The sequence below is a fragment of the Marinobacterium weihaiense genome (assembly GCF_019061305.1).
GTDB lineage: Bacteria > Pseudomonadota > Gammaproteobacteria > Pseudomonadales > Balneatricaceae > Marinobacterium > Marinobacterium weihaiense.
The window spans coordinates 65,544-78,705 of the sequence record NZ_JAHQZT010000004.1 but is presented as its reverse complement, the minus strand read 5'-3'; the positions used below and the strand labels follow the sequence as shown (position 1 = coordinate 78,705).

The window sequence follows — 13,162 nt, the reverse complement described above, 5'->3', positions numbered from 1 at the left end:
CCTGAACAGTGGCGCCGGATCACTCAGACAGGGCGATCAAATGCCCTTGATCGTACCCTTGGGCAGCTCAGCCGCCACGTGGGCTTTCTGGAACTTCAGTTCGGTGCCTTCGGACACCTCCAACACTACATAATCGTCAGTCAGACGCGTGACTTTGCCGATAATACCGCCAGCGGTGATCACTTCGTCACCTTTGGCCAGGCCTGCGATCAGGTTTTTGTGCTCCTTGGCACGCTTGGCCTGGGGGCGCCACATGAAGAAGTAGAAAATCAGACCGAAGCCGACCAGAAAGATGATGTTGAACATGCCCGCATCCGGGGCAGCCGCAGGGGCGTCGGCGGCCAGGGCCGGAGAAATCAGAAAACTCATTCAGGTTATACTCCCGATTACAGTCGATAATGTACGTGTTATGCACTCAGCGGCGGCGTTTCCTGGCCGCGCTGACGATAGAATTCGTCTACAAAGTCGCTCAATTTACCCTGTTCAATAGCGTTGCGCAAACCAGCCATCAGCTCCTGGTAATAGTGCAGGTTGTGGATGGTATTGAGCTGTGCACCCAGAATTTCGCGGCACTTGTCCAAGTGGTGCAAATAAGCACGACTGAAGTTCTGACAGGTATAACAGCTGCAGGTTTCATCCACCGGTGCGGTATTGGTCTTGTTGGCCGAATTGCGGATCTTGACGATGCCGTTGCGGGTGAATAGAAAACCGTTGCGGGCATTGCGGGTCGGCATCACGCAGTCGAACATGTCGACGCCACGACGCACCCCTTCCACCAGGTCTTCCGGCTTGCCCACTCCCATCAGATAGCGCGGCTTGTCTTCCGGCATTTTCCACGCCAAGTGGTCCAGCACCCGCTTCATATCCTCCTTGGGCTCGCCCACGGACAAGCCGCCGATGGCGTAGCCATCAAAGCCGATCGACGTCAGGCCTGCCAAGGACTCGTCACGCAAATCTTCGTACATGCCGCCCTGTATAATGCCGAACAGTGCCGAGGGGCTGTCACCGTGGGCATCCTTGGATCGCTGCGCCCAACGCAACGACATGCGCATGGAGTCCGCTGCCTCTTTGTGCGTGGCCGGATACGGCGTGCACTCGTCAAAGATCATCACGATGTCGGAGCCCAGCTCGCGCTGCACCTGCATGGAGCTTTCCGGGGTCATTAACACCTTGTTGCCGTTGACCGGCGACTGGAAGGTCACGCCTTCTTCGGTGATCTTGCGCATCTTGCCCAGGCTGAACACCTGAAAGCCGCCGGAGTCGGTCAGGATCGGCCCCCTCCAGTTCATGAAGTCATGCAGGTCGCCATGTTGCTGCACGATGTCGGTCCCTGGGCGCAGCATCAGGTGAAAGGTGTTGCCGAGAATGATTTGGGCGCCGGTGGCCTCGATGTCGCGCGGTGTCATCCCCTTGACGGTGCCATAAGTGCCCACCGGCATGAACGCCGGGGTTTCCACCACCCCACGCGGGAAGGTCAGACGGCCGCGACGGGCCTTGCCTTCGGTGGTGGTGGTTTCGAATTTCATGAAGCATTCTTTTCTCACAGGGACTCCTCGTCCGTCGCCTCGCGACGGGTCAGAAACATGGCATCGCCATAACTGAAGAAACGGTAACGTTCGGCCACGGCCTCGGCGTAGGCATCCATGATCGCCCGGTAGCCGGAAAAGGCGCTGACCAGCATCAGCAGGGTGGACTCCGGCAAGTGGAAATTGGTGATCAGCGCGTCCACCGTGCGGTAGCGATAGCCGGGGTAAATGAAGATATCGGTATCGCCGTAAAACGGCTGGATCTCGCCGGTCTGACTGGCGGTTTCCAGACAACGTACGCTGGTCGTCCCCACGGCAATCACCCGGTTGCCCCGTGCTTGAGCTGCCTTGACCGCCGCACAGGTTTCCTCGGACACCTCGATATACTCGGCATGCATGTGATGCTCGTGGATGTTATCCACCTTCACCGGCTGAAACGTACCGGCGCCCACATGCAGGGTCACAAACGCCTGCTCCACGCCCATCGCCTTGAGCTGTTCCAGCAGCGGCTCATCAAAATGCAGACCGGCTGTCGGCGCCGCCACAGCACCGGGCTTACGGTTATAGACCGTCTGATAGCGCTCACGGTCCGACAACTGATCTTCACGGTTCATATACGGCGGCAGCGGCATATGGCCATGCTCTTCCAGTGCGCTGACCAAATGACCGTCCAGATTGGTGAAACGCACCTCGAACAGATTCTGCTGACGACCGGTGACTTCAGCCTCAAGCCCACCTTCCAGCGTCAATGCAGTGCCCGGTTTGGGAGCACGGCTGGAACGGATATGCGCCAGCGCTTCGCTGTCAGAGGTCACGCGTTCGATCAACATCTCGATCTTGCCGCCGCTGGCCTTCTGGCCGAACAGACGGGCCGGAATCACGCGGGTGTCATTGAACACCAGCAAATCGCCGGGCTGCAGCAAGGAAGGCAGATCGGCAAACTGGCGATGCACGCGCGCGCCGCTGTTGCCGTCAACACAGAGCAGCCGGCTGGCACTGCGCTGCTCCAGCGGATAACGAGCGATTAGCTCTTCGGGCAGCTCGAAGTGGAAGTCTTTTACCTGCATGGGACGTCATCAAAACCGATTGTGTAAAGCCGTAATCCTACCTCAATAACAGCTTTTTTTCAGTGTTGATTGACGATTGCCACTGGTCGACTATAATATGCGCCTTGCTTGTGACCCAAGCAGCTCATCGCAGTGCCAGTGTGGTGAAATTGGTAGACACGACGGATTCAAAATCCGTTGCCTTAACGGGCGTGCCGGTTCGAGTCCGGCCACTGGTACCACCTCTTCAAATCATTGAAGAAGCACATTAAAAGTCTTTATATCAAGGACTTAGAAAGTAAGCGGAACCGAAAGGTAGCCGCTTTTTTTGTGCCTGCTGATTTATTTTTCCAACTGCATCATGTGCACACCCGGTTGCGCCCCTGCGACTTGGCACGATCCAGCGCGGCTTCGGCCCCAGCCAGCAGTACCGGCATGTCCGGCACTCCCCCGCTGCTGCTGGCAATGCCAATGCTCAGCGTTATGTCACCGAATTCCCCCGGCACAACCGACTCTCCGGCCAGAGACTGCTGCAGACGCTGGCCCAGGTGCTCTGCCTGCAGTTGACTGGTTTCCGGCAGCAGAATGGCAAAAGCGCCCTCGCGATATTCGCCCAGACAGTCACTATCCCGCAGGCGCTCGTGCAACCACAGGGCGACGGCTTCAATCACTCCATCACCGGTCCGTCGACCATGGCAATCGTTGATACGCCGAAAATGATCGATATCCAGCAGCATCACGCTCAGTGTGCTGCCGTAGCGTCCGCTCCGACTGAGCTCGGCCTGCAACCGTTGCTGCCAGAGCGCCCGCGCCAACAATGCCGCTGTTCCCACCGGCCTCTGCAACGATGCCGAGAAAACACGCGGACGCAGGCCAAGCAACAACAGCCCCAGTGCCACCCCAACCAACAGCAACAGCGTAACGGGATGAGTCAAGACAGTGACGGACACGTGGCACCTCCCGGGTCTGGCCATCTCGGTCTAAGTGTAGAGGTTTTGCCATTCGAAAGCCTTGAGACCGTTGAAATGGCTGGCACAGAGCGATATAATACTAAGGTCTAACACACATATTGGGGAGTGTTGTTATGAACATGAAGCACTACACCGGAATTCCGTACGAGGATCAGCGTATCCACCAGGAGCTGGTGGCCATGGGCTATACCGATTGCTCTCGGGAGCAAGGCCCCGGTGCTTTGGCCCGACTGCTCAAACAGGCTGGCGACTTGCTGACCTGGATGCGCTGGAAGGGCGAGATTGCTGTCAGCGGTCACCGTATCGGTGCCCATGTGACTCGTCACATGGAGTCGGTTACGACTGCCTGACGCCCTCAGGGTGTTGATACCTGATCTGTTGTTTGTTGTTTAGACCCGCAAGGTTTTCCTTGCGGGTTTTTTTATGCTTGCACTACAGTGGCCAGGGCACGGCAACGCAATCCGACTCCACTTTCGATGCGTAAACGACGACACACCCTGTGGAGAAGTTGCCGTGTCTGTATCCCCGTCGTTACGCCTGATTCTGGGCGACCAGCTCGGATTCGATCTGTCCAGCCTGCGGGATGCCGATCCCGATCGGGATCTCATCCTGATGTGTGAACTGCGCGCCGAAGCGCAGTACGTGCGTCACCACAAGAAAAAGCTGGTCCTGGTTCTGTCCGCCATGCGCCACTTTGCCAAGGCCTTGCAGGCCCGCAGTTTCAGGGTCCGTTACCGCCGGCTCGACGAGGCCGACAATTCCGGCAGTTTTACCACCGAGATCGAGAAAGTGCTGCAGCAATCCGGCTGTCGGCGCTGCATCCTGACCGAACCGGGTGAATACCGACTGCGCCAGCAGTTCGAACACTGGCAGACTGAGCATCCCGAATACACCTTGGAAATGCGCGAGGACGATCGCTTCCTGTGCAGCCACGCCGATTTTCAGCGCTGGGCCAAAGGCCGCAAGCAGCTGCGCATGGAGTACTTCTATCGCGAGATGCGCCGGCGTTACGGCATCCTGCTGGAAGAAGACCAGCCACTGGGCGGGAAATGGAATCTCGATCATGATAATCGCCAGCCACTGCCCGCTGACCGCCAGCCCCCTGCCCCGACGCGTTTCACGCCGGACGCCATTACCCGCGACGTGATGACACTGGTGGAACAGCACTTCGATGATCACTTCGGTGTTCTGGAAAACTTTGACCTGGCCGTCACCGCCGAGCAGGCGCAGCAGGTGCTGGATGACTTTGTTGAGCAGCGGCTGCCGCTGTTCGGTGACTATCAGGATGCCATGCGCCAAGGCGACCCTTGGCTCTATCACTCCCACCTTAGCTTCTATATCAACCTCGGGCTGCTGGACCCACGGGCAGCCATCGAGGCCGCCGAACAGGCCCTTTACCGTGGCCTGGCGCCGCTGAATGCCGTGGAAGGTTTCATTCGCCAGATTTTGGGTTGGCGCGAGTATGTGCGTGGGCTTTACTGGCTGAAGATGCCGGAGTACCGCAGTCGCAATTTTCTTCACGCCACGCGACCGCTACCCCGCTTTTATTGGGATGCCGATACGCCCATGAACTGCCTTCATCAGTGTGTGGAAGATACGCGCCAACATGCGTATGCGCATCATATTCAGCGGTTGATGGTGCTGGGCAACTTCGCTCTGCTGGCCGGGCTGAATCCGGATGAGGTCAACGAGTGGTATCTGTTGGTGTACGCCGATGCCTATGAGTGGGTCGAACTGCCCAACGTACACGGCATGGTGCTGTTCGCCGATGGCGGTGTACTGGCCAGCAAACCCTATGCGGCCGGTGGTGCCTATATCAACCGCATGTCGGATTACTGCCGCCAGTGCCATTACAACGTCAAGCAGAAACACGGCGATCGGGCCTGTCCGTTCAACTATCTGTACTGGGATTTTCTGCAGCGCAACGCCGCTCAGCTACGCCGCAACCCGCGCCTGGGGTTAGCCTATCGCAACCTGGAACGGATGTCGGATACACAGCGCCAGCAGATCGAAGAGAGTGCGCGCATCTTTCTCGAGCAGCTGGACTGAGCGTCAGCGCAGCAGTACGCCTAGACTCCCTGCCGGCAGCTCGTCAAGCGATGTCTGACGATGCTCGATGAGCTGATTCTTGCGCAGCCGTTTGGCTGCATCCAGCGGGATCCGCTCGGTCAGGCGCAGGTAACGATCCACCATTTTCAACCGCGCCTCACGCTTGCCGGCATGATCACGGGCTGCCTCCATGAACAACTGAGCCAGGTTGAGCAGGGCCGCAGCATTGCCGGGGTCATACTCGATGGCCAGACCAAAATAACGGATCGCCTGTGTTGTCTTGCCTGCCAGGTAGTGCTTCACCCCGAGGCGATTGACCTTATCGCTCATGCCTTCGTCGCGCGGCTTACCGGTCGCCGGCTCCAACGCCTGCGGCAGCGCTTCCGGCTCCAGCACGGGCACTGCGTCGCCTGACAGAATCAGGCGCTCGCGTTCCAGCAGCAGCGGCTGTTCCAGCTGCGCGTTGTGGCGTTCCGCTTCTTCGCGATGCTTGCGTGCTTCATCCACTTCATGCAGATCCTGACACACTTCAGCGCGCAACAGGGCCGTGCGCACCTTGAGCTCGGTATCGCGGGGAAAGTTGAATTCCGCATTGTTAAGCAGACTGTCCAGATCATTGTGCAGCTCGATGCGACGCCGAGGCTCCGCACTCTGCAACTCCAGACGGCGGATATTGGCCAGGCGCAGGTAGGGTTCAGGCGAACGATAGCAACTGCGCCGCCCCAGAGCGATCGACTTGCGATAGGCGCCTTCCGCCAGTGACAGTATTCGAGTCTGAGTGGCTACCCGCCCCAGTTCCATCTGCCGCGGAATGCCCAACGGCGCCTTGGCCGTCGCTGAGCGCAGGATGTCACAGGCTCCCTCAAGGTCCCCGCTTTGCTCATGTACCTGCGCCAGCAGGTCATAGGCCGCAATCAATAGTGGATAACTTTCAATCAGGCTTTCCAGCAGATCCTGGGCTTCCGCCAGGCGATGCATCGCCACCAGAGACTGCGCCATGCACAGCCCCACCTCCTTGTCGGGCGCCTGCCAGAATACCGCTTCCAGTACGGCATAGGCCTCATCCGCCCGCCCCAGCTGCAGCAAAAGGCTGGCTTTGAGCCGGCGGGCGTAGTCACTGTTGGGGTCCTGCCTCGGAATATCATCGCAGGCCAGGACAGCCCCTTCTAGGTCCCCGGCTTCCACGGCCTGCTCAACAGCGCGCAAGCTATCCTTGCGCCTTACCAGCTGGTCCAGACGATGCTTGAGCTCTTCAATGGAAAAGGGGCGCGTCAACAGATCATCCGGACGGCTGTCAATGGCATGCAGCACAACCTCCTGGGAGGCATCGCTGGTCATGAAGATCCAACCGGATGTCGGCCGCATGAAACCACGAAAACGCGCCTCTTCCAGCAGTTGCATGCCAGTCACGGCGTCACTGCTGTTATGTCCCAGCAGGATAATGTCGAACGGCTCGTCACGGATCAGGCCCAGAACCTTTTCATTGACCGTGACCGCCTTGAGGTTGCGAACCCCCAGCTCTCGCAGCATGTAATAGATAGTCGAGCGCAGGTTACCGCTGCTGTCGATCAACAGAACGCTTTTGTTGGAATAATCAATGCTGCGAAAACCCACTGCGGCCAATCCACCCTGCATCAGTGCCATGGTTCGGAAAAAGAAGAAACAGTATACAGAGGGAAGTTGGATGCCAGAAGCAAGGGGAGGTACGCCAATAAAAAAACACCGAGCGCGGGGTGTCAACACTCGGTGACGAAGACAGTTCTATGCTGTGAAATGACTATAGGACAGCTCACGGCTCTGTCGCATGACCCGGGTCAAGTATCCACGCGTTTGACAAGGTTGTTATCGACTAAGACCATCGCCTAAGCCTCTGTCATGCTGTTTTGCTCTAGAATGTCGACAGTAGAGGAGTATGCTAGCGCTATGACCACGGCATTTATTACCCACAAGGATTGCATGCTGCACAATATGGGACCGGAACATCCGGACACCCCGATGCGGCTTGCTGCGATCAACAAGGTGCTGGAGCGCACCGGCCTGATCGACCATCTCGATCAGGTCACGGCAGTCCCGGTAACCGATGAGCAGATTGCGCTGGCGCATCACCGCTTGCACCGCAAGCGCCTGGAAGCCAAGCTGCCCGAGTCCGGCATCGTGTACACGGACGACGACACTGCCATGTGCCCCGATACCCTTCACGCCGCCAGCCTGTCAGCCGGTGCGGTGGTGCTGGCCACCAACCGGGTCTTGGCAGGCAAGGCCGAGAACGCCTTCTGTGCCGTGCGTCCGCCAGGTCACCATGCCGAATACAACCTCGCCATGGGCTTCTGTTTCTACAATAATGTCGCCATCGGTGCCGCCCATGCACTGGAACAGCCTGGCATCGAGCGCGTGGCCATTCTTGATTTCGACGTGCACCATTGCAACGGTACTGTGGATATTTTCAAGGATCGTCCGGAAGTGCTGGTCTGCTCCACTTTCCAGCATCCCTACTACCCCGAGCGCTACCACGAGATCGACCGGCCCAACATTATCAACTGTCCGATCGCCGCTCATACCGCACCGGACATGTTCCATGATGCCATTCAGCAGCGCTGGCTGCCGGCCTTGGCCGAACACCGCCCGGACATCATTTTCATCTCTGCCGGGTTCGACGCTCATCGCGAAGATCCGATGGCTGACCTCAACCTGGAAGAAGACGATTTCCGCCAGGTGACCCAGGTCATCAAACAGTTTGCCGACCAACACTGCGGCGGCCGTATCATTTCCGTACTGGAAGGCGGTTATAATCCGGTTCCTCTCGCCTTCTGTGTACAGGCTCACCTGGAAGTGCTGGCCGGCTTCTGAACTTCCGGCTCAGTCGATCAGCGGCACTTCCGGGAAGTCGATTTTCGGTTGTATCAGATTGTTGACCCAGTTGCTGTAACTGTTCAGCCCCACCCAGCTGGTGATTTCGACCAGGGCAGCATCGTCCAGCCCCATCTGACGTGCGGCGTTGAGGCTTTCATCAGGCAGATGCCCGCGCTGCTCCAACACATCCAACGCAAAATCCAATATCGCCTGATCCACTGGATCGGTTGCCTGCCCTTGCTGTGCCTGACGTGCAGCCTCGGCATCAACCCCTACATGCTTGGCCGACAGCGTATGTCCGCTGACACAATAATGGCAACCGTTGGCATTGGCTATCGCCAACGAAATCATCTCCCGCTGCGCCGCCGTCAAGCGGCTGTGCTCGGATAGACTTTCTTCAAACGCCAGATATCCGTTCAGGGCCGCACCATGATTGGCCAAGCCGGCAAAGAAATTGGGCAGCATCCCCAGTTGTCCGCGGATGGCTTTCAGTGTGGGCGCGCCTTGTTCACACGCGGTTTCAGGACACAACATCGGCATACGTGACATCTTTAACCCTCAGCTAGATTCAAAAAGAAACAGATCTGTACACCCCTTGCATCATAAATGTACAGATCTGTAGCGTCAACGCATTTCACAACCTGCTACCATGTGCACCACATCAATCAGCGGAATCACACCACCATGTCCACACCCCGACGCGAACGGTTGCTGGATACAGCCGAGCAGCTGTTCTATCGCGAAGGCTTTCACGCCACCGGCATAGATCTGATTCAGGCACAGTCCGGCGTGGCTAAAACCACCCTGTACAAGCATTTCAAATCCAAGGATGAACTGATTCTGGCCGTACTGGAGCGCTCCAGCAGCAGGGTCAAGGCAGGATTGGAAGCACGCACCGACCAACTCCAGGGACAAGGAGTCGCACGTATTTTGACCCTTTTCGAGGAGCTCTACACCCTGTGCGAGGAGCCGGACTTCAATGGCTGCCTGTTCAACAATGCCGCCGCCGAGTTCATGTATTCCAATCCGGCAGTCCGTGCTTTAGCCGCCGAGCACATGGCGTGGATGCAGACATTTCTGGCGCGCTTGCTGAAGGAGGAAGGCTTTGAGCCTGAATATGCTCAGATGCTGCTGCCACTGTATGAGGGCCTGCTCACCGTTGCCCGCGTTCAGGAGGCCCGGCAAGCGATCGAGTACAGCCTGAACTCCATCAGGCGCTTGCTACAGACATAAAAAAACGGAGCCATCAGGCTCCGTTCTTAATCGATCGTGCGCCTGGCTGTATCAGCCAACGAACTTGATCATCACACCGGCCGCAACCGCCGAGCCGATAACGCCGGCCACGTTCGGCCCCATGGCGTGCATCAGCAGGAAGTTCTGCGGGTTGGCTTCCAGACCCAGTTTGTTGGATACGCGCGCGGCCATTGGCACCGCTGATACCCCGGCAGAGCCGATCAGTGGATTGATGGCATTGCCACCCTGAAGCTTGTTCATCATCTTGCCCATCAGCACGCCGCAGGCGGTACCGATACCGAAAGCCACAATGCCCAGTACCAGGATGCCCAGTGTCTGCACATCCAGGAACTTGTCGGCAGACAGCTTGGAGCCCACAGACAGCCCCAGGAAGATGGTGACGATGTTGATCAGCGCATTCTGGGCGGTATCACTCAGACGGTCAACTACGCCACATTCACGCATCAGGTTACCGAAGCAGAACATGCCCAGCAGCGGTGCCGCATCCGGCAGCAGCATAGCCACCAAGATCAGCAGCAGGATCGGGAACATGATCTTTTCGACCTTGGACACGTGACGCAGCTGGCTCATGCTGATCTTGCGCTCGGACTCGGTGGTCAGGGCACGCATGATCGGCGGCTGAATCAGCGGCACCAGCGCCATGTAGGAGTAAGCTGCCACGGCAATGGCACCCAGCAGGTGTGGTGACAGCAGGCTGGCCACATAGATCGCGGTCGGGCCGTCTGCGCCACCGATGATACCGATGGCGGCCGCGTCCTGGATACTAAAGTCCAGAATACCGAAGGTGCTCAGCGCCACAGCACCCAGCACGGTCGCAAAGATACCGAACTGAGCCGCTGCCCCCAAGAACAAAGTCTTGGGGTTGGCCAGCAGCGGTCCGAAGTCGGTCATCGCCCCCACGCCCATGAAAATCAGCAAAGGCGCCGCGCCCGAAGCAATGGCAATCGTGTAGAAGTTATACAGCATGCCGTTGCTATAACCGGCATCCTGCGCCACCAAGGAGGCCGCTGCATGAGTACTGGCATTGGAACTATGATATACCTTCGCCAGTTCAGCCACATCGGTGCTGTTTGTGCCCAACACACCAGCCAGACTCTGCAGCACTTCCGGCTTTGCAAAATGGATCGCGTTTTCAACGGCAGACATTGCCAGACCCGCCTCAGGGATATTCGCCAGAATACCGCCGAAGCCGATCGGAACCAGCAGAAGCGGCTCAAAGTTCTTGCGGATGGCAAGAAAGAGCAGCACCAGACCGATAATCATCATGGTCAGCTGACCGAAGGAGATGTTGTAAATCCCCGACGCCAGCCACAGGTCCATCAACTTATCCATGGGGGTTACCTTAGGCCAGGGTCACCAGAGAGTCGCCCACCTGTACGGCGTCGCCCTCTTTGACATCAACAGACACGATGGTGCCGGCACGAGCCGCACGCACTTCGGTTTCCATCTTCATCGCTTCCAGAATCACCAGCACATCGCCTTCCTGAACAGCCTGACCGGCGGCTACCTGAACCTTCCAGATGTTGCCGGCCAGCGGTGCCGGTACTGGTTCGCCGGAACCCGCTGCCGGCGCCGCCGGAGCAGCTGCTGGAGCTGACTGGATGGAGGAAACGTCGCCGCCTTCGGTCACCTGAACCACGTAGTTCTGGCCGTTGACGTTGATGGTGTAAACTTCCGGTCCGTTGTTTTTGTTGGCTGCCATGGGTTTTGCGTCCTCAAGAGTCGGTACAGGTTCAAAAGCGTCAGGATTACCGCGGTTTTCCAGGAATTTAAGGCCGATCTGCGGGAATAGCGCATAAGTCAGAACGTCATCGATCTCGTTCTCGCCCTGCTCCAACTTGATGCCCTTCTCGCTGGCGGTCTGCTTCAGCTCGGCGGTCAGTTTCTCGACTTCCGGCTGCAGCTGATCGGCCGGACGGCAGGTCAGCGGTTCCTTGCCATCCAGCACACGGGCCTGAAGCTCAGCATTGTACGGCGCCGGTGCAGCACCGTATTCGCCCTTAAGGATGCCCTGTACTTCCTTGGAGATGGTCTTGTAACGCTCGCCCATCAGGACGTTGATCACGGCCTGAGTGCCGACAATCTGCGATGTCGGTGTGACCAGCGGGATGTAACCCAGATCTTCACGCACACGCGGAATTTCGGCGAGAACATCGTCGAACTTGTCGGCTGCCCCCTGCTCCTTGAGCTGGCTTTCCATGTTGGTCAGCATACCGCCCGGTACCTGAGCGACCAGGATGCGGGAGTCGGTACCGCGCAGTGAGCCTTCAAACTTGGCGTATTTTTTCCGCACCTCGCGGAAATAAGCTGCAATTTCTTCCAGCGCCAGCAGATCCAGCCCTGTATCCCGATCGGTACCGGCCAGCGCCGCCACCACGGATTCAGTGGCCGTATGACCGTAGGTCATGGACATGGAAGAGATGGCCGTGTCGACACGGTCCACGCCGGCTTCAACGGCTTTCAGGATGGTCATATCCGACAGACCCGCGGTGGCGTGGGCATGGAACTGAACTTCCAGACCGGTCTGAGCCTTCAGACGGGAGATCAGATCAAAGGCATTATACGGCGTCAAAATGCCGGACATATCCTTGATGGCGATGGAATCCGCGCCCAGGTCTTCCAGAGTCTTGGCATAATCGACCCAAGTCTCGATGGTGTGCACCGGGCTGGTGGTATAGGAAATGGTGCCCTGAGCGTGTTTGCCGCAGTTTTTGACGGCCTTGATGGCACGGTCCAAGTTGCGCGGGTCGTTCATCGCATCGAAGATACGGAACACATCCACGCCGTTGGTCGCCGCACGCTCGACAAATTTGTCGACAACATCATCAGCATAATGGCGATAGCCCAGCAGGTTCTGGCCACGCAGCAGCATCTGCTGCTTGGTGTTGGGCATCACCGCCTTCAGTTCACGAATACGGGTCCAGGGATCTTCACCCAGATAGCGGATGCAGGAATCGAAGGTGGCGCCGCCCCAGCTTTCCAGGGACCAGTAACCGACCTTGTCCAGCTTCTCGGCAATCGGAAGCATATCATCGAGTCGCAGGCGTGTGGCAAACAGAGACTGGTGCGCATCACGCAGGACGACGTCGGTAATGCCAAGCGGTTTTTTTACGTCGGACATGAGTTAGCCTTTTTAGCAGAAGTTCTTGTTATCTACCCGCGTTACTTGGAACGGTATTTGTGTACCGCCGCCGAGATGACAGCAACCAGCTCGTCATTGTGAGTGGCGGCACCGGCAGCAGCCGGTTGGGGGCGAGGCGTGGGCGCTTTGGCAACCGGTTCCGGCAGGAAACGGGTCGCCAATCGCGACATGATGCCGGTAGCAAACACCAGCAACGTCAAAAAGACGAAGACGAAACCCATGCCGAAGGCCATCAATGTCAGGCCTTCCGAGAACAGATTATCCATCTATGGGTGCTCCTGTTGTTGTTCGAAACCCTTGGACCCACCGGCGGCTTTTGGCCGC

13 protein-coding genes and 1 tRNA gene are annotated in these 13,162 nt (G+C 57.9%); 5 read left to right on the top strand and 9 right to left on the bottom strand.

Annotation, left to right across the window (positions count from 1 at the left end; genetic code table 11):
* Positions 1–36: 36 nt before the first annotated feature.
* The 3 genes from yajC to queA are packed head-to-tail and all read right to left on the bottom strand — an operon-like array spanning position 37 to position 2,593.
* The gene (gene yajC / locus KTN04_RS04220) at positions 37–369 is read right to left on the bottom strand and encodes a preprotein translocase subunit YajC (protein ID WP_217333963.1); all 333 of its coding nucleotides are present in this window, start codon (positions 367–369) and stop codon (positions 37–39) included.
* Positions 370–407: 38 nt separating this feature from the next.
* A complete protein-coding gene (gene tgt / locus KTN04_RS04215) occupies positions 408–1,526 on the bottom strand; it encodes a tRNA guanosine(34) transglycosylase Tgt (RefSeq protein ID WP_217333962.1) in 1,119 nt (372 codons plus the stop codon).
* Positions 1,527–1,540: 14 nt separating this feature from the next.
* Positions 1,541–2,593, bottom strand: coding sequence for a tRNA preQ1(34) S-adenosylmethionine ribosyltransferase-isomerase QueA (queA, locus tag KTN04_RS04210; RefSeq protein ID WP_217333961.1), 1,053 nt, complete (start codon positions 2,591–2,593; stop codon positions 1,541–1,543).
* A 134-nt stretch (positions 2,594–2,727) separates the two neighbouring features.
* Between queA and KTN04_RS04205 the strand changes: the two genes are divergently transcribed.
* Positions 2,728–2,814: transfer RNA gene (locus tag KTN04_RS04205), tRNA-Leu, on the top strand.
* Between the two features lie 117 nt (positions 2,815–2,931).
* Here KTN04_RS04205 and KTN04_RS04200 read toward each other — a convergent pair.
* A complete protein-coding gene (locus KTN04_RS04200; RefSeq protein WP_217333960.1) occupies positions 2,932–3,522 on the bottom strand; it encodes a GGDEF domain-containing protein in 591 nt (196 codons plus the stop codon).
* 134 nt (positions 3,523–3,656) lie between these two features.
* On the opposite strand from KTN04_RS04200, the gene KTN04_RS04195 reads away from it, so the two are divergent.
* Positions 3,657–3,893, top strand: a complete 237-nt coding sequence (locus tag KTN04_RS04195; RefSeq protein WP_217333959.1) for a hypothetical protein — start codon at positions 3,657–3,659, stop codon at positions 3,891–3,893.
* A 163-nt stretch (positions 3,894–4,056) separates the two neighbouring features.
* Positions 4,057–5,592: a cryptochrome/photolyase family protein gene (locus KTN04_RS04190; protein WP_328515957.1), complete on the top strand. Its 1,536-nt coding sequence runs from the start codon at positions 4,057–4,059 to the stop codon at positions 5,590–5,592.
* Positions 5,593–5,595: 3 nt separating this feature from the next.
* On the opposite strand, the gene KTN04_RS04185 is transcribed toward KTN04_RS04190, so the two are convergent.
* Complete coding sequence (locus tag KTN04_RS04185) at positions 5,596–7,206, bottom strand: tetratricopeptide repeat protein (protein ID WP_328515956.1); 1,611 nt, start codon at positions 7,204–7,206, stop codon at positions 5,596–5,598.
* A gap of 309 nt (positions 7,207–7,515) precedes the next feature.
* Between KTN04_RS04185 and KTN04_RS04180 the strand changes: the two genes are divergently transcribed.
* On the top strand, positions 7,516–8,439 hold the full coding sequence (locus KTN04_RS04180; RefSeq protein WP_217333957.1) for a histone deacetylase family protein: 924 nt from the start codon (positions 7,516–7,518) through the stop codon (positions 8,437–8,439).
* A 9-nt stretch (positions 8,440–8,448) separates the two neighbouring features.
* On the opposite strand, the gene KTN04_RS04175 is transcribed toward KTN04_RS04180, so the two are convergent.
* Positions 8,449–8,991: a carboxymuconolactone decarboxylase family protein gene (locus tag KTN04_RS04175; RefSeq protein ID WP_217333956.1), complete on the bottom strand. Its 543-nt coding sequence runs from the start codon at positions 8,989–8,991 to the stop codon at positions 8,449–8,451.
* A gap of 135 nt (positions 8,992–9,126) precedes the next feature.
* Between KTN04_RS04175 and KTN04_RS04170 the strand changes: the two genes are divergently transcribed.
* On the top strand, positions 9,127–9,675 hold the full coding sequence (locus KTN04_RS04170) for a TetR/AcrR family transcriptional regulator (protein ID WP_217333955.1): 549 nt from the start codon (positions 9,127–9,129) through the stop codon (positions 9,673–9,675).
* Positions 9,676–9,726: 51 nt separating this feature from the next.
* Here the strand turns inward: KTN04_RS04170 and KTN04_RS04165 are convergent, their stop codons facing one another.
* Genes KTN04_RS04165 through KTN04_RS04155 form a run of 3 tightly spaced genes read right to left on the bottom strand, consistent with a single transcriptional unit; the run spans position 9,727 to position 13,104 of the window.
* Entirely contained in the window at positions 9,727–11,028 is a 1,302-nt protein-coding gene (locus KTN04_RS04165; protein ID WP_217333954.1) for a sodium ion-translocating decarboxylase subunit beta, read from the bottom strand.
* A gap of 10 nt (positions 11,029–11,038) precedes the next feature.
* Positions 11,039–12,817: a sodium-extruding oxaloacetate decarboxylase subunit alpha gene (oadA, locus tag KTN04_RS04160; RefSeq protein ID WP_217333953.1), complete on the bottom strand. Its 1,779-nt coding sequence runs from the start codon at positions 12,815–12,817 to the stop codon at positions 11,039–11,041.
* A gap of 41 nt (positions 12,818–12,858) precedes the next feature.
* Entirely contained in the window at positions 12,859–13,104 is a 246-nt protein-coding gene (locus KTN04_RS04155) for an OadG family protein (protein ID WP_217333952.1), read from the bottom strand.
* Between the last annotated feature and the right edge of the window lie 58 nt (positions 13,105–13,162).